The sequence below is a fragment of the Janthinobacterium sp. MP5059B genome (genome assembly GCF_001758645.1).
Taxonomy (GTDB): domain Bacteria; phylum Pseudomonadota; class Gammaproteobacteria; order Burkholderiales; family Burkholderiaceae_D; genus Janthinobacterium; species Janthinobacterium lividum.
This window is the reverse complement of sequence record NZ_LRHX01000009.1, coordinates 73,682-88,586: the sequence shown is the minus strand read 5'-3', so window position 1 is coordinate 88,586 and position 14,905 is coordinate 73,682. Positions and strand designations below refer to the sequence as shown.

The window sequence follows — 14,905 nt, the reverse complement described above, 5'->3', positions numbered from 1 at the left end:
TACCTGACTGCTTGTTACTCAACATGGACAACAAATAAATGGCCCGCTTGTGGCGGGCCATGGCGCTATCAGGCTTTGCTAGCGTGATCCGCTTCGCCCCAATGGCTTTCCGTGTTCTGGCTGGCCGCGTTGGCCGCGGCTGCTTCTTCCTCGGTGGCCAGGCCACCTTCCCACTTGGCGACGACTGCCGTGGCGACGGCATTGCCGACCGCGTTGGTTGCCGAACGGCCCATGTCGAGGAATTGGTCGACGCCCATCAGCAACAGCAGGCCCGCTTCCGGAATATTGAACTGGTTCAGGGTAGCGGCAATCACCACCAGCGAGGCGCGCGGTACGCCGGCCATGCCTTTCGAGGTCAGCATCAGCAGCAGCAGCATGGTGATCTGGGTGCCGATCGACAGGTCGATACCATAGGCTTGCGCAATGAACAGCACGGCAAAGGTGCAGTACATCATCGAACCGTCCAGATTGAAGGAGTAGCCCATCGGCAGCACGAAGCTGGAAATCTTGCGGTCCACGCCGAACTGGTCGAGCGCCGTCAGCAGTTTCGGATACGCCGCTTCCGAGCTGGCCGTCGAGAATGCCAGCAAGAACGGTTCGCGGATCAGGCCGACCAGCTTGAAGATGCGCGGGCCGATGACGACGAAGCCGGCGCCGATCAGCAGGGCCCACAGGCACAGCAGGCCTACGTAGAAGCCGCCCATGAACTTGGCAAACGTGACCAGCACGCCCAGGCCGTGGGTGGTGATGACGGAGGCCATGGCAGCGAACACGGCCAGCGGGGCCAGGTTCATGATGGTGCCGGTGATGCGCAGCATGACTTGTGCCAGCTGGTCGACGACGGCCGTCAGGGTCTTGCCCGATTCGCCCAGGCCGGCCAGTGCGCCGCCGAAGAAGATCGAGAACACCAGCACTTGCAGGATTTCATTGTTGGCCATGGCCTCGATCGGCGACTTCGGCACCAGGTGCGTGAAGAAATCTTTCAAGGTGAAGGCGGCCGTTTTCAGATTCGTCGACGCGTGGATGTCCGGCAATGGCAAACCCAGGTTGGTTCCCAGCTGCATCAGGTTCGACAGCACCATGCCCAGCGCCAGCGACACCAGCGAGGCAACGACGAACCAGCACATGGCTTTCAGGCCGATGCGGCCCGCCGTCTTGCCGTCGCCCATGTGGGCGATACCGACCGTCAGGGTGGAGAACACCAGCAGCGCAATGATCATCTTGATCAGGCGCAGGAAGACGTCGGTGACGATGGAAATATTGCCAGCGATCTGAGCGCTGAGCTTGGCATCAGGGAAGGCGGTGTTGCATCCATAGCCCACGGCAATGCCGAGGATCATGGCAATCAGGATGTACAGGGTTAATGGCCGTTTCTTTTTCATTTTGACTCCTCCGGTGAAACGCCGCTGTGAGCGGATTATTGATAGCGAGCAACTCAAGCTTGGAGTCAATATTTCTCAAAAACAAGCCCTTGCGTGCCAGCGATTATTTGCAGCAAAACCTGTACATAGCAAAGGATATGCCTGAAATGGGAATTTGGAACCTAACTTCTTAAGTTGTTGATTTAAGGAAGCTTTTTTGTTGTTTAGATGTCGCAACTTCGCATGCTTGCGCGAAATATTGGACGCGGCGGGATATCGCTGTATGACTTTTCATACGCTAGTCGCGGCAGGGCGGCGGTGCGCCAAAAAGACAAGATTGGCAGGACAATAAAAAAGCCCCTCCGAAGAGGGGCTTGATGTGACGCAATGCGTGTTCTCTTGACGTTAGAACTTGATATTCGCCGTCAGGCTGAACGAACGTGGCTGGCCCGGGGTGTAGCGGAAGCCGGATTTGTTGATGGCCGCCACATAGGTCTTGTCGGCCAGGTTGTAGGCGTTCAGCTGCAAGTCGAGGTTCTTGTTGACGGTATAGGTTGCCATGGCATCGAAGACCCAGTAGGCATCCACGCGGGCCGGCGTGCCGACGGCGCCATCGGTGCCGCGCAGCATTTCACCCACGTAACGCGCGCCGCCGCCGATTTTCAGGCCGAACGGCAGGGTGTACGAGGTCCAGCTGGTGAACGCCTGTTTTGGCGTGTAGGTGAGGTTTTTGTCGCCGCTGGCCGTGAAGACCTTGTTCGACTCGACCTTGGTATTCATGCGGGTATAGCCGGCGCTGACCAGCCAGTTCGGCATGATCTCGCCCACCACGCCCAGTTCCAGGCCTTGCACGCGCTTCTTGCCGGTCTGGTAATAAATGGTCGAGATCACCGGATCCTGCTCCACTTCATTCTTGACGGTGGTCTGGTAGACGGCGGCCGACAGCGACAGTTTTTGCTTCAGGAAGTCCCACTTGGTGCCGATTTCCTTGGTGATGGTTTCCTGTGGGTCATAGTTCGGGTTTTGCGCGCTGCTGGCGGCGGCGCTCAGGGCGAAGTTGACGCCAGGTGGCGCTTTCGACGTGGCCAGCAAGGCGTACACGCTGCTGTCCGGCGTCGGCTTGTACATGGCCGAGATCTTGCCGTTGGCCAGGGTGTCGCTCAGGGTCAGGTGGGTAGGAATCGGCGTGCCCACTGGCAATGGCTGTACCGCAGGCGCAGTCACGGCCGTTTGCAGGGTGATGGCGTCATACGTGGTATTGAAATGGTCGAAGCGCACGCCGCCGTTGAACAGCCACTTGTCGCCGAACTTGATGGTGTCGAAGACATACAGGCTTTGCGTATTGACTTCGCCTTCCGTGAAGGCGCCGCTGCGTACGGGGTTATGGCCGGTGACGGTGTCACGCGGATTCGGGTTGTACAGGTTCGCTGCCGGCAAGGTACCCAGGCTGGCGGGCACATAGCTGTAGTTGGTCTGTTTTTCACTGGTGAACTCGGCGCCGGCTACGAGGGAATGCTTCAGCACGCCCGTGTCGAATTGCGCGCTGACCACGGTCTGGTTGGTCAGGATCGTGTTTTCCTGGTCCTTGACGGTGCGCAGCGAGCGCGCCAGGGTCCAGGTCGACGGATTGTCTTTCACTGCGCCAGCTTTGTCCGTATTCAGGTTGGCGGTGTTGGCCATGAAGGCCGTCAGCAGGTAGTCCTGCTGGGTCTTGCCGTAGCGCGTGGTGTTCTGGATTTGCACGTTCGGCGAGAAATCATGGTCGATGCGCAAGGTGCCCATGTCGGCCTTGATCTTGTCGTAGTCCGAGGTGGAACCGTAGAAATTCTTCGGATCGACCTTGGCCGCGCTGTTCAGGTAGGTGCGGATGATCGGTTTGTCCTTCGTGGGGACGTCCGGCGTCGAGTAGCCAGGCAAGCCGATGGTCGGCACGCCGCCGTCGGGCACGTTGTTTTGATCCACGTGCAGGTAGCTGGCCGTGATGCGCGTCGGCTTGCCGATACCGAAGGTGACGGTGGGCGCGAAGGCCCAGCGCTTGTTCTTGACTTCATCGCGCGCCGCGTTGCCGCTGTCCTGCGTCATCAGGTTCAGGCGCAATGCCGTGCCGGTATCGCTGTCGAGGATGCGGTTCCAGTCGGCCGTGGCGCGTTTCTGCTTGCCGCTGCCCGCCGTCAGCAGGGAATTGAATTTGTTTTCCATGGTGGCCGTCTTGCTGACCAGATTGATCGAGCCGGTCGGCGAACCGCGGCCGCTGTCCGTGCCCGCCGGGCCCTTCAATACATCGATCTGTTCGATGTTGAAGACGTCGCGCGAGATGGAACCCACGTCGCGCACGCCATCGACATAGATGCTGCCGGATGAATCAAAACCACGCATGTAGACGGCGTCGCCCGTGTTGGTGTTGCCGTTTTCACCGAGGAAGAAAGTGCCGACGCCCGGCGTGTTGCGCAGCGCGTCCGTCAGGGTCAGCGCGCCTTGCTGTTCGATCAATTCCTTCTTGATCACGACGATGGTTTGCGGCGTATTGACCAGTTCTTCCGTGTATTTTGGCGACGAGGCTTTTTCGGCCTTGAAGTCGTTTTCCTTGGAACCAATGACCTTGACTTCGTTCAGGGTTTGCTGCGATGCGGGGGCGCTTTGGCCGGCCGGGTCTGCCGCCTGGGCGGCGACGGGCAGCAGCATCACGGCCAGGGCGGCGCCGATGTGCTGGTTGAAACGGGTTGGGGCGTGTTTGCGGCTCTTGATTGCCATCTTGCTCTCTCGATAAGGTCAGGTAGTGGTTCCTGGCTGGCTCTGCGCCGCTGTGCTGTGGCAAGCGGGCAAGTGGCTGGCGATGGACGGGTTGGCAGACATTGTAATTATTGGGCACTCATTCGTAAATGAGAATCGTTATCAGTCTCGTTTACGCAACGGATTGGGTGTGCCGTAAAAAAAACACTGTCATGGCCCATGAATGCTTGCTTTGCGGCCTGGCCGCTGCTATGCGCGCAGGCGTCCGCCGGCGGGAGTATGATGAGCAACCTTTACAAATTTCTGCCAAGCATGCTGCAAACTCCCGATGCCTTTGTCCCCCTGATCGATGCGCCCGAACCGGCCCCGGCCGCCGAGCAGACGCTCACATTCGTCTTTCACCGCGGACGTTTATTGTTGCGCACGTTCGAGCTGTCCCTGCCCACTGCCGCCGAGGCGGCCGCGCTCGATATCGACCTGAGCCGCGCTCAGCCCGTGGGCCTGTGGCAGGGCCGTTATTGCCAGACCGTCTGGACGGATGAGGAGCTGTTGCCCGCCGATAGCACTCTGGCCTGGCACGGCATGCGTTCACTGTTTAATTCCGTCGACGATGCTTTCCTGGGCCTGGCCAGCCGCGCCGCGCAACTGGCCGAGTGGGCGCGCACGCACCGCCATTGCGGCGTGTGCGCCACGCCCATGCAGCGCACGCCTGGCGAGCGCTGCTTCACATGCGCCGCCTGCGGCATGCTCGCGTATCCGCGTATTTCGCCAGCCATGATGGTACTCATCCGCAAGGGCGACCAGGTGCTGCTGGCCATGCACAAGCATTCGCCATCGCAGCGTTTCAGTCCGCTGGCCGGCTTCCTGGAAGCGGGCGAATCGATCGAGGAAGCCGTGCACCGCGAAGTGATGGAAGAGGTGGGCTTGCGCGTGCATAACTTGCAGTACTTCATGAGCCAATCCTGGCCGTTTCCCCATTCGCTGATGATCGCGTTTACGGCCGATTACCTCGATGGCGAGATTCGCCTCGACGAGAATGAAATCGCCGAGGCGCGCTGGTTCGGCCCCGGCGATGCGTGGCCGGAAGCGAGTTCAAGCGTGTCGATTTCCGCGCTGCTGGTCGGCGCCCACCGTCCGCCGGCAGTGTCGTAAAGCGGGGACTGCTCGGGCAGCTTGCCGCATTTTCTATATACTGGCGGCAATTGAAAATTTTAGGGTGGTTTAGCATGTCTCAAGAAGAATTCTCCGAAAACGACTGGCGCCGGTTGATCAGCAGCCTTGGCGAAGATCCGCAGCGTCCTGGCTTGCTGGAAACGCCGGCGCGCGTGGCAAAAGCCTGGAAACACTGGACGTCCGGCTATGGCCAGGATCCGGTGGATTTGCTGAAAGCCTTCGAAGATGGCGCGGAACAGTACAACGAGCTGATCGTCGTGCGCGGCATTCCCGTCTACAGCCATTGCGAGCACCATCTGGCGCCGTTCTTTGGCAAGGCCACCATCGGCTACGTGCCCAACGGCAAGATCGTCGGCCTGTCGAAACTGACGCGCCTCGTCGATTGCTTCTCCAAGCGCCTGCAAGTGCAGGAACGCATGACGATGCAGATCGCCAATGCCCTGATGGAAGTGCTGGAACCGAAATCGGTGGGCGTGGTCGTACGCTGCCGCCACCTGTGCATGGAAAGCCGCGGCATCCGCACGCCGGGCGAAGAAACCATCACCTCGGCCATGCTGGGCGAGATGCAGCCGAATCTGGCGCTGCGCACGGAATTTCTGGCGCTGGCGCGCGAAGTCTGATTTTCAGCGACGATGCAAGATGAAGGCGGCATATGCCGCCTTTTTTTATGCGTTTTATAGCCTCTTCGATTCCCGTTCCGCCAGGTAGCGCGCCGGTGGCTTGCCCACGGCCTTGCGGAACATGGTGACGAAACCGCTGGTATTTTCATAACCGAGTTCCAGCGCCACCGCTTTCACGCTGCGCCCTTGCGCCAACCGTTGCAAGGCAAGGATGACGTGCAATTGCCGGCGCCAGCGGCCCACGCTCATGCCCATTTCCTCCAGTGACTGCCGGGTCATGCTGCGCTCGCTCATGCCGATGCGGCTGGCCCATGCGGCCAGGGTACTTTTATCGGCAGGCTGCGCCAGCAGCAGGGAAGCCAGGCAGCGCAAGCGCGCATCGCGCGGCATCGGCAGATGCAAGTCTTCCACGGGCGCGGCCGCCAGCTCGTCGAGCAAAGTGAGCACGAGGCGTTCCTGCGCGCCCTGCAGCACGGTCAGGGTGGGAAAACCGGCCGCCTTGGCGATCAGTTCGCGCAGCAAGGGCGAAACGGCCACGGTACAGCAGACGGCCGGCAAGGCTGGCGCCATGGCCGGCTCGATAAACAGGCAATAACATTCCGCCTCGCCCACGCCCTGCGCAGCATGCATCAGACCGCCTGGTATCCACACGGCGCACTGCGGTGGCACGATCCACACGCCGCTTTCCACCTCGCAATGAATCACGCCCCGCGTGGCATACAGCAACTGCCCCTTGCGGTGCTGATGCGGCGCCTGCTCCGCATCCTCGGGCACGCTGGCCAGGCCCACGGCCAGCAAGGGGCGCAGCACGCCATCGACGTCGAAATCGAGGATGGAAGCGTCGTCGTCCAGACCCAGGTGGGCCGTCAGCATGCTGGGCAAGAGGGGATGGGGCATGGGAGTACTTTGGCTGGATTGAATAATATTGTGGCTATTTTATGCAATGACGCGCAGCGCTGCCAACGCTATCGTATGGGCATCCGCAGCCCCGCTTCAACGGCAACCGCCGCCGCCCGTGTTCTGATGAAGGTGAGGAGGAACGGCAACCCCCTTGAAGGAGTCATTACCATGCAGCTTGATCTATCCACTTTCCCCCTCGTCTGGATGCGCCGCGAGGCAGCACCTGTCCAGCCCGATATTCTGTTTGCCCAGTTTGACGCGCTGCTGGCGCGCCGCCAGGCGTTTGTCATCCTCAGCGAAGAAGGCTTTGACGAGGACGGGCATGAACACCCGCAGGAAGAGCGCAAGCGGGCTTCACTATGGATGAAGCAGAACAAGGCGGCCATCCGCGCGTATATCCAGGGCATGGTGCTGGTCGAACCGAGCGCCGCCAAGCGCCTGGCCGGCAAGGCCTTTGCCGTGATGTTCGGCAAGTTCTGGGGCTATCCCCTGCATTTCGGCACCAGCCGCGACGACGCGCTCGACATCGCGCAGCATTTGCTCAGGGCGTGGCTGCCGCCCCACAATGATCCGACAAGGCGTCACGACGCCTGACCAAACCGTCGCGAGCGGAAGGGAGAGGTAGCCGAGAAGCGCAACCGTACTCTAGTACGGTGAGCATCGCAGGCTGCCTATACCGACGCGCAGCAGGTTGGGTCAGGTGGGACTAGTAGCGATAGTCGTTGACGAAATGCTTGGTGAAGTTGTACTTGCTGCCGCCGTCGAGCAAGTCGACCAGGCGTTTCGGCGCCGAGGCCGACATGAAGGCGTCGGCCGCGCCGCCCGTGCTGCGGAACTTCATGCCGGGGCTGAGGATCTGGTTGGCGCCGATTTTCAGGTGCTGGAAGCTTTTCGTTTTTTCATTGTTGAGGATGAAGTGCAATTCCTGCTTGAACGTCAGGAAGGGGATCTTCAGCCACCAGCCTTCGTCCGTGCCATAGCTGGCGACGCTGGCAAAATGCGTGTTCTTGTCCGTTAGGGTGGGTTTGCCCAGGCGGTCGTTGATGCGTTTCATGGCTTCATTCTTGGTCATGCTGTTCTTTCGTGATTCGATCTATGCGGCGTGCATTCTGACACAGGCGCGCCGCCGCGTGCCGGGGAATGCATTACAACAGCAAAATCAGCGAGCCGAGCACGATCAAGCCGCCGCCGATGGCCGCTTTCACGGTGAACGGTTCGCCCAGCACGAGCCAGCCGGCCAGCATCACCAGCGCCACGCTGAGTTTGTCGACGGGCGCCACCAGCGAGACGGGCCCCAGCTGCAGCGCACGGAAATAGCAGAGCCACGACAGCCCCGTGGCCGCGCCCGAAGCGATCAGGCAAGTCCAGCCCACCCAATTGCCGCCGGACGGGCGCTGCCATTCCGCGCGCAGCGAGATGATGGCTGCCGTCACCAGCAGGATGACGCCAGTGCGTATCAAGGTGGCCATATTGCTGTTCAGGTGGGCTACGCCCAGCTTGCCCAGGATGGCCGTCAGGGCCGCGAACACGGCCGACAGGATGGCAAAGCCTTGCCAGCTCATGGTGGTCGACATGGGACTCCTCGCGCGGTGGGGAATGGCAGTGACTGTAGCGCAAAAGAACGGCGGCCGCTGGCCGCATTTTTATTGCAATGCAGCATCAATTCTCATCAATTGTCGCAACGCATTAACAACACTGGGCAAAATTCATTGCTTCCCGGCATTGTAAATATCGGTCGTTCGAGCGTATGCTGAAGCAGTCTGAACGGTGCCGCCAGAGCACCGTCGCCGCCGCATTCCTGACCTCTCGGGCAGGAAGCGGGCCACGCCCCATCGCCGCAAATAGATAGTTGGAGACACAGCATGAAGAAATTGACGTTCCAGCAGAAGTTATGGATTCCCCTGATTTGCAGCTTGTTGTGCATCACCGTTATTTTTGTCTATAACGCGCTGGAAGTGCGCAAGATCCGCATCGAAGAGCGCAGCGCCGACCTGAGCAATGCCGCCGACCTGGGCCTGGGCGCCGTCAAGATGTTCGGCGACCTGGCCGCCAGCGGCGCCTTGACGAAGCAAGAAGCGCAGAAGCAGGCCACGGCCGTCATCAAGAGCATGCGTTTCGGCGAAACCGGCTATTTGTCCATCATCAACCTCGATGCCGTCGTCGTGATGAATCCTGCCGCACCGCAAACCGATGGCAAGAACATGTCGGATTTTAAAGATGCCAACGGTACTTATCTGTACCGCGACATCGTTGCCGTCGGCAAGACCGATGCGGGCAAGGGCTTCGTCCACTATTATTTCCCCCGTCCCGGCCAGAAGACCCCGGAACCGAAGATGAGCCGCGTGGTGGCCTACAAGCCATGGGCCTGGACCCTGGTGGTGGGCGTGTACATGGATGATATCGATGCGGCCTTCCGCCAGTCGCTGCTGACTTCGCTGGGCGTGCTGGTCCTCGTGTGCGCGCTGCTGGCCGCCGTCGTCGTCGTGATCAACCGCAGCTTGCGCCATGCGCTGGGCGGCGATCCCGAGTATGCGGCCGACGTGGCCGAAAAGATCGCGAATAACGATTTGAGCGGCGTCGTGCGCACGCATGCCAACGACCGCCACAGCGTGCTGTACGCAATGAAAACCATGCAAGCCAACCTGGTCGATGCGATCAGTGAAATCCGCCACAGCGCCGAGACGATCGCCACGGCATCGAGCGAGATTGCCAGCGGCAATATGGACTTGTCGGCACGCACGGAAATGCAAGCCAGTTCGCTGGAAGAAACGGCGGCCTCGATGGAGGAATTGACCTCGACCGTGACACAAAACGCGGGCAACGCCGTGCAGGCGAATGAACTGGCGCAGTCCGCTTCCGCCGTGGCCCGCCAGGGCGGCGCCGTGGTGGCGCAAGTGATCGGCACCATGGATACCATCAATGCTTCGTCGCGCAAGATCGTCGATATCATCGGCGTCATCGATGGCATCGCTTTCCAGACGAATATCCTGGCGCTTAACGCGGCCGTGGAAGCGGCGCGCGCCGGCGAGCAGGGACGCGGCTTTGCCGTCGTGGCGTCGGAAGTGCGCAACCTGGCCCAACGGTCCGCTGGCGCGGCGAAGGAAATCAAGGAACTCATCGGCGCTTCCGTCGACAGCATCGCGGCCGGTAGCACGCTCGTCGCACAGGCGGGCACGACCATGGATCAGGTAGTGGCTTCCGTTTCGCGCGTGACCGACATCATGGCCGACATCACGGCCGCTTCGCACGAGCAAAGCACGGGCATCGGCCACGTCAACCAGGCGATCACGGAGATGGATAGCGTGACGCAGCAAAATGCGGCACTGGTGGAAGAGGCGGCGGCCGCGGCGTCGAGCATGCAGGACCAGGCGGCCGTGCTGGCGCAACTGGTGGCGCGCTTCAAGCTGTCGGCGCAGGAGCCTGGGACAGGGACGTCGCCGCGCCTGGCGGCAAGTTCGGCTGGCGCGCCACGCGCCGTGGCGAAAAAGCCGCTGCGCAGCCTGGCGGCGCGCTAGGACTTTATTGGGCTGGCGCCGCCGCCTGCGGCGCCGGTTCGAATTCCAGCTTGTCATCGACGACCACGAATTGCCCGACCGGCTGGCCCAGGTCGGCTTTCGGGTCGTTTTCCATTTCCGTCAGCGCATTGCAGGTATTCGTTTCCGCCTGCCACAGCTGCTTGCCCATGCGGATATTCCAGATGCCATCGCCGGCGGCAAACAGCTCGACGGTGATGTCGGCTGGCGCATCCGTCGACAGGGTATGCAGGCGCTGGCATTGCGGCAGATTGGTCGCCATCAGCTGCACTTCCACGGTATCTTGCCAAAAATAACGTTGCTGGCGGCGCACGGTCAGAGAATGGTCCTGTCCATCGAACATGTAGATGGCGAAGTCCTGGACACAGCCTGACAGCAGGACGGACAGCATGACGATCAGGAGTTTGCGCATGGTCGGCTTTCTTGGTTGGTGCTCGGGAATGTCGGGATGCCTGCGTGACGGCGCTAGTGAATGCTTGCGCCGTCTTGTTTTTCGCTTACGTGGCATTATATCCATGCATATCAGTTGCGGCGCGACAATAGTGATGCGGAGGCCGCCTGCCCTACTTATCTATCTGGAAAGACCACGATGATCGACCTGTATTACTGGACCACGCCCAACGGGCACAAAGTGACGATGTTCCTGGAAGAAGCGGGCATCCCCTACAACATTATTCCCGTGCATATCGGCAAGGGCGAGCAGTTCAAGCCCGAATTCCTCGCCATCGCGCCGAACAACCGCATCCCCGCCATCGTCGACCAGGCGCCGGAAGATGGCGGCGCGCCCTTGTCCCTGTTCGAGTCGGGCGCGATTTTGCAATACCTGGCCGAGAAAAGCGGGCAATTCCTGCCGGACGATGTGCGGGGACGCGCCGAAGTGATGCAGTGGCTGTTCTGGCAAATGGGCGGCCTTGGCCCCATGGCCGGGCAAAACCACCATTTCGTGCAATATGCGCCCGAACCCATCGACTACGCCATCACGCGCTACGTCAACGAAACGAACCGGCTATACGGGGTGCTGAACAAGCGCCTGGCGGACCGCGCATTCGTGGCCGGCGACAGCTATTCCATCGCCGACATGGCGATCTACCCGTGGATCGTGCCGCACGAGCGCCAGCGCCAGAAGCTGGAAGATTTCCCGCACCTGGCGCGCTGGTTCGCTGCCATTGCCGCCCGTCCCGCCACCGTGCGCGCGTATGCGCGGGCGGCTGAAATCAATGTGCAGCCCACCGTCAGCGGCGACGCGAAAAGCGTGCTGTTCGGGCAGACGGCGAAGACGGTGGCGTGATCAACGGTCAGTTTCCTCGGTAAGTGGAAAAACCGAAAGGGCTGAGCAGCAAGGGAATGTGATAGTGCTGGTCGGTCTTTTCCACGTGGAATTGCACGGGGATTTCCGGGAAGAAGGTTTCCTGTTTCAGACGCGCATAGTGCTCGCCTGTCTTGAACACGATGCGGTAGTCGCCCGCCTGCATGGGAGCATCCTCGGGATACATGGCCGCGATGCGCCCCTGCGCATTCGTCACGGCGCTGGCCAACTGTTGCCAGCCTTCGCCTTTCTTTTGCTCCAGGGTGACCGTCACGCCCGCTGTCGGCTGGCCGCTCTGCAAGTCGAGGATGTGCACGCTCAAGGGATTGGCGGCGGCCAGGGCCATGCTGGACAGGCTGGCGAAGGCCAGGGCGGTGGTGATCTTTTTCAGGTACGTCATCGTCGTGTCTTTCAAAGGGTGGGGGAATCGAGTTCGGGGATGGTGGCCAGGGCAGCCTGGGCGCAGGCACGGTCTTGCTGCGCGCCACCGCCACCGGCCACGCCGATGGCGCCGACCACTTCGCCCTGGGCTCGCAAGGGCAGGCCACCGCCCAGCAGCAACAGTTCCGGCACGGTGGTCAAATTACTCATGTCCGGATTGTTGCGGGCCGCCACGGCCAGCGCATAGGTATCGCTCTTGGTGGATAGCGCCGTATACGCCTTGCGCCGGCTGGCTTCCGTGTTGTGCGGTCCGACGCCGTCGGCGCGCTGCACCGTCACGACATTGCCGCCACGGTCCAGCACGGTAACAACGATATGCCGGCCCTGCGCCAGGCAAGCGGCCATGGCCGCATCGGCCAGCTTGTTGGCTGCCGCCAGCGGCAGATCATTGATACTGCGCAATTGCGCGTGGACGGGGCTGGCCAGCAGGCATAGCAGGGTACTGCCGAAAAGAAGGGTTTTCATGTGGCGTCCAGGGAATCAAGTGACGCCAGTATGGCCAGTGTTACCCTACGCGAAGATGATCGCCGCATGACATTTTTATCATCCGCGGCGCTCTGCGCGCGGCGTAGAATGGTCTTATATTCTCTTTAGAAAGTGGCCATGCGTATCCTGGTAATCGAAGACGAACCGAAGACGGGCGACTACCTGCTGCGTGGCCTGGCCGAGTCCGGCTTTACGGTGAGCCTGGCGCGCAACGGTCGCGACGGCCTGCACATGGCCAGTAGCGACACGCCCGATTTGATCGTGCTCGACGTCATGCTGCCCATCATGGATGGCTGGCAAGTCTTGCGTGCGCTGCGGCTGCAGGAGGGCGGTGCGGACGTGCCCGTGATTTTCCTCACGGCGCGCGACGAAGTGCAGGACCGGGTCAAAGGGCTGGAATTGGGGGCCGACGATTACCTGGTGAAACCGTTTGCCTTTGCCGAACTGGTGGCGCGCATCCGCACTTTGCTGCGGCGCGGGCCGCCGCGCGAGGACGACGTGATCCGTATCGGCGACATGGAAATCGACGTGATGAAACGCAAGGTCAGCCGGCAAGGCCAGCGCATCACCCTGACGGCCAAGGAATTCGGCTTGCTGCATTTATTGGCGCGGCGTCAGGGCGAGGTCTTGTCGCGCTCCATCATCGCCTCGCAAGTGTGGGACATCAATTTCGAGAGCGACACCAACGTCATCGACGCGGCCATCCGCCGCCTGCGTAGCAAGCTCGACGACCCGTTCGAACCCAAACTGATCCACACCTTGCGTGGCATGGGCTATGTCTGCGAATTGCGCGCGCTCACCGTGCCGGACAGCGGCGCCACGCAATGAAGCTGGCGCAACTCCGCCGCTCGCTGACCCTGCGCGTCACGCTCGTGTTCGTGCTGATCGTGGCGCTCGTGTCGGCCGGGCTGGGCATGCATTTGTACCGTTCATTCGTCGCGGAAATCGAGCGCCGCGATGACATTTTGTTGCTGGGAAAACTGCGGCAGATCCAGCAACTGCTGGGCAATGCGGGCACCCTCGACATCATCCGCGAGCGGCCCCAGTATTTCCGCGACACCATGAGCGGGCAAGAAAATTCCCTGGTCCGCATCGTGCGCGCCGATGGCACGCGTTTGATCGATGTCAATCCAAACGGCGAGACGGTGGCGCATCCTGTTCCCGTGGCCGTCGATGCGCCCGTCACGGACAGCGCCATCGTCAGCTGGACCAGCCGCGACGGTTATCCGGCCAGGGTGGTGGCGGCCAGCGCGCGCATTGGCGACCCGGCGCAGATGGCCGACATATCCGTCGCCCGGGTCTACGGCGACCGCACGGCCATGTTTGCCGCCTACCGCTGGCAGATCGTCGTGTCCGTCGCCGTTAGCGCGCTGGTGGCGGCTTTGTTGTCGAGCGTGATGCTGCTGCGGGGATTGCGGCCGCTGCGCAATATCGCCGCCCACGCGGCCCTCGTGCGGCCGGGCAAGCTGGAGCAGCAACTCGATGCACGCGGTGCGCCGACGGAGCTCTTGCCGCTGATCCATGCCTTGAATGCCATGCTGGCGCGGTTGCAGGAAGGCTATGCGCGGCTGTCGCAGTTTTCCGCCGACCTGGCGCATGAATTCCGCACGCCCGTCACCAATCTGCTGGGGCAAAGCCAGGTCATGCTGGCCCGACCGCGCAGCGCGCAAGACTATGAGCAGCTGGTCTCGTCGAATGTGGAAGAGCTGGAGCGGCTGTCGCGCATGATCGACAGCATGCTGTTCCTGGCACGGGCGCAGCAGGATGAAATGGTGCTCGTCAAGCAAGTCTTGCCCGTGCAGGACGAGTTCGCAAGGCTGGCGGATTTCTTTGAAGGCTTGGCCGAAGAACGCGAGCTGGCGCTGGCTTGCCACGGCAGCGGCAATGTGACGGCCGAGCCGCAACTGCTGCGCCGCGCGCTGGGCAATTTGCTGTCGAATGCGATCCGCCATGCGGCGCCAGGCAGCACGATTCTGCTGCGCTCGCATGCGACGAACGAGGGTGTGGAATTGAGCGTGAGCAACCTCGGCCCCGCCATTCCCGCGCGCCACTTGCCGCACCTGTTCGAGCGTTTCTACCGCGCCGACCCGGCCCGCAGCGATTCGGCCGCTTCCACGGGCCTGGGCCTGGCCATCGTCACGGCCATCATGCAGCTGCACGGCGGCAGCGCGACCGTGGCGTCCGACGCGGCCGCCACGACGTTTACCCTGGTTTTTCCGGCGCAATTGACTGGGGTGGTGTCGGATTACGCTACGCTAATCCGACCTACGCCGCATTCCGGCACAGGGTAGGTCGGATTAGCGAGGCGAAGCCAAGCGTAATCCGACAAGAGCCGTCAATAATATTGTCGGATTA

At 61.5% G+C, this 14,905-nt stretch carries 15 protein-coding genes; 7 read left to right on the top strand and 8 right to left on the bottom strand.

Annotated elements, in window-relative coordinates; genetic code table 11:
- Positions 1 to 68 precede the first annotated feature (68 nt).
- A complete protein-coding gene (locus JAB1_RS12310; RefSeq protein ID WP_034781235.1) occupies positions 69 to 1,382 on the bottom strand; it encodes a dicarboxylate/amino acid:cation symporter in 1,314 nt (437 codons plus the stop codon).
- Positions 1,383 to 1,766: 384 nt separating this feature from the next.
- The gene (locus JAB1_RS12305; protein ID WP_070280121.1) at positions 1,767 to 4,112 is read right to left on the bottom strand and encodes a catecholate siderophore receptor Fiu; all 2,346 of its coding nucleotides are present in this window, start codon (positions 4,110 to 4,112) and stop codon (positions 1,767 to 1,769) included.
- A gap of 291 nt (positions 4,113 to 4,403) precedes the next feature.
- Between JAB1_RS12305 and nudC the strand changes: the two genes are divergently transcribed.
- Positions 4,404 to 5,243, top strand: a complete 840-nt coding sequence (nudC, locus tag JAB1_RS12300; protein ID WP_083299706.1) for an NAD(+) diphosphatase — start codon at positions 4,404 to 4,406, stop codon at positions 5,241 to 5,243.
- A gap of 74 nt (positions 5,244 to 5,317) precedes the next feature.
- Positions 5,318 to 5,884 (top strand): GTP cyclohydrolase I FolE, encoded by a 567-nt coding sequence (gene folE, locus JAB1_RS12295; RefSeq protein WP_034781250.1) that lies wholly within the window; start codon positions 5,318 to 5,320, stop codon positions 5,882 to 5,884.
- 54 nt (positions 5,885 to 5,938) lie between these two features.
- Here the strand turns inward: folE and JAB1_RS12290 are convergent, their stop codons facing one another.
- Complete coding sequence (locus JAB1_RS12290; RefSeq protein WP_254672072.1) at positions 5,939 to 6,781, bottom strand: helix-turn-helix transcriptional regulator; 843 nt, start codon at positions 6,779 to 6,781, stop codon at positions 5,939 to 5,941.
- Positions 6,782 to 6,952: 171 nt separating this feature from the next.
- Between JAB1_RS12290 and JAB1_RS12285 the strand changes: the two genes are divergently transcribed.
- Positions 6,953 to 7,378, top strand: coding sequence for a hypothetical protein (locus JAB1_RS12285; protein ID WP_034781252.1), 426 nt, complete (start codon positions 6,953 to 6,955; stop codon positions 7,376 to 7,378).
- 112 nt (positions 7,379 to 7,490) lie between these two features.
- Here JAB1_RS12285 and JAB1_RS12280 read toward each other — a convergent pair whose 3' ends face one another.
- The gene (locus tag JAB1_RS12280; protein ID WP_034781254.1) at positions 7,491 to 7,856 is read right to left on the bottom strand and encodes a hypothetical protein; all 366 of its coding nucleotides are present in this window, start codon (positions 7,854 to 7,856) and stop codon (positions 7,491 to 7,493) included.
- 73 nt (positions 7,857 to 7,929) lie between these two features.
- Positions 7,930 to 8,358: an EamA family transporter gene (locus JAB1_RS12275; protein WP_070280120.1), complete on the bottom strand. Its 429-nt coding sequence runs from the start codon at positions 8,356 to 8,358 to the stop codon at positions 7,930 to 7,932.
- Positions 8,359 to 8,646: 288 nt separating this feature from the next.
- Here JAB1_RS12275 and JAB1_RS12270 point away from each other — a divergent pair, with 288 nt between their 5' ends.
- Complete coding sequence (locus JAB1_RS12270) at positions 8,647 to 10,299, top strand: methyl-accepting chemotaxis protein (protein ID WP_070280119.1); 1,653 nt, start codon at positions 8,647 to 8,649, stop codon at positions 10,297 to 10,299.
- 4 nt (positions 10,300 to 10,303) lie between these two features.
- Here the strand turns inward: JAB1_RS12270 and JAB1_RS12265 are convergent, their stop codons facing one another.
- The gene (locus tag JAB1_RS12265) at positions 10,304 to 10,729 is read right to left on the bottom strand and encodes a hypothetical protein (RefSeq protein WP_070280118.1); all 426 of its coding nucleotides are present in this window, start codon (positions 10,727 to 10,729) and stop codon (positions 10,304 to 10,306) included.
- Between the two features lie 177 nt (positions 10,730 to 10,906).
- Here JAB1_RS12265 and JAB1_RS12260 point away from each other — a divergent pair, with 177 nt between their 5' ends.
- Positions 10,907 to 11,605 (top strand): glutathione binding-like protein, encoded by a 699-nt coding sequence (locus tag JAB1_RS12260; protein WP_034781272.1) that lies wholly within the window; start codon positions 10,907 to 10,909, stop codon positions 11,603 to 11,605.
- 7 nt (positions 11,606 to 11,612) lie between these two features.
- Here JAB1_RS12260 and uraH read toward each other — a convergent pair whose 3' ends face one another.
- On the bottom strand, positions 11,613 to 12,023 hold the full coding sequence (gene uraH, locus JAB1_RS12255; RefSeq protein ID WP_070280117.1) for a hydroxyisourate hydrolase: 411 nt from the start codon (positions 12,021 to 12,023) through the stop codon (positions 11,613 to 11,615).
- Positions 12,024 to 12,034: 11 nt separating this feature from the next.
- Complete coding sequence (locus JAB1_RS12250; protein ID WP_070280116.1) at positions 12,035 to 12,529, bottom strand: heme-binding protein; 495 nt, start codon at positions 12,527 to 12,529, stop codon at positions 12,035 to 12,037.
- A 138-nt stretch (positions 12,530 to 12,667) separates the two neighbouring features.
- Here JAB1_RS12250 and JAB1_RS12245 point away from each other — a divergent pair, with 138 nt between their 5' ends.
- Both JAB1_RS12245 and JAB1_RS12240 read left to right on the top strand, forming a co-directional pair.
- Positions 12,668 to 13,378 carry a heavy metal response regulator transcription factor gene (locus JAB1_RS12245; protein ID WP_070280115.1) on the top strand — a complete coding sequence of 237 codons (711 nt, stop codon included), beginning with the start codon at positions 12,668 to 12,670 and terminating at the stop codon, positions 13,376 to 13,378.
- Positions 13,375 to 14,841: a heavy metal sensor histidine kinase gene (locus tag JAB1_RS12240; RefSeq protein ID WP_254672071.1), complete on the top strand. Its 1,467-nt coding sequence runs from the start codon at positions 13,375 to 13,377 to the stop codon at positions 14,839 to 14,841. Before JAB1_RS12245 ends, JAB1_RS12240 begins: the two co-directional genes overlap by 4 nt.
- The last annotated feature ends 64 nt before the right edge of the window (positions 14,842 to 14,905 follow it).

Bases quoted from the DNA above. Each gene is read 5' to 3' on its own strand.
- JAB1_RS12240 (WP_254672071.1), top strand. From the start codon at position 13,375: ATGAAGCTGGCGCAACTCCGCCGCTCGCTGACCCTGCGCGTCACGCTC.
- JAB1_RS12245 (WP_070280115.1), top strand. From the start codon at position 12,668: ATGCGTATCCTGGTAATCGAAGACGAACCGAAGACGGGCGACTACCTG.
- JAB1_RS12270 (WP_070280119.1), top strand. From the start codon at position 8,647: ATGAAGAAATTGACGTTCCAGCAGAAGTTATGGATTCCCCTGATTTGC.
- JAB1_RS12275 (WP_070280120.1), bottom strand. From the start codon at position 8,358: ATGTCGACCACCATGAGCTGGCAAGGCTTTGCCATCCTGTCGGCCGTG.
- nudC (WP_083299706.1), top strand. From the start codon at position 4,404: ATGCTGCAAACTCCCGATGCCTTTGTCCCCCTGATCGATGCGCCCGAA.
- JAB1_RS12265 (WP_070280118.1), bottom strand. From the start codon at position 10,729: ATGCGCAAACTCCTGATCGTCATGCTGTCCGTCCTGCTGTCAGGCTGT.
- JAB1_RS12290 (WP_254672072.1), bottom strand. From the start codon at position 6,781: ATGCCCCATCCCCTCTTGCCCAGCATGCTGACGGCCCACCTGGGTCTG.
- JAB1_RS12305 (WP_070280121.1), bottom strand. From the start codon at position 4,112: ATGGCAATCAAGAGCCGCAAACACGCCCCAACCCGTTTCAACCAGCAC.
- JAB1_RS12310 (WP_034781235.1), bottom strand. From the start codon at position 1,382: ATGAAAAAGAAACGGCCATTAACCCTGTACATCCTGATTGCCATGATC.
- JAB1_RS12260 (WP_034781272.1), top strand. From the start codon at position 10,907: ATGATCGACCTGTATTACTGGACCACGCCCAACGGGCACAAAGTGACG.
- JAB1_RS12250 (WP_070280116.1), bottom strand. From the start codon at position 12,529: ATGAAAACCCTTCTTTTCGGCAGTACCCTGCTATGCCTGCTGGCCAGC.
- JAB1_RS12285 (WP_034781252.1), top strand. From the start codon at position 6,953: ATGCAGCTTGATCTATCCACTTTCCCCCTCGTCTGGATGCGCCGCGAG.
- uraH (WP_070280117.1), bottom strand. From the start codon at position 12,023: ATGACGTACCTGAAAAAGATCACCACCGCCCTGGCCTTCGCCAGCCTG.
- JAB1_RS12280 (WP_034781254.1), bottom strand. From the start codon at position 7,856: ATGACCAAGAATGAAGCCATGAAACGCATCAACGACCGCCTGGGCAAA.
- folE (WP_034781250.1), top strand. From the start codon at position 5,318: ATGTCTCAAGAAGAATTCTCCGAAAACGACTGGCGCCGGTTGATCAGC.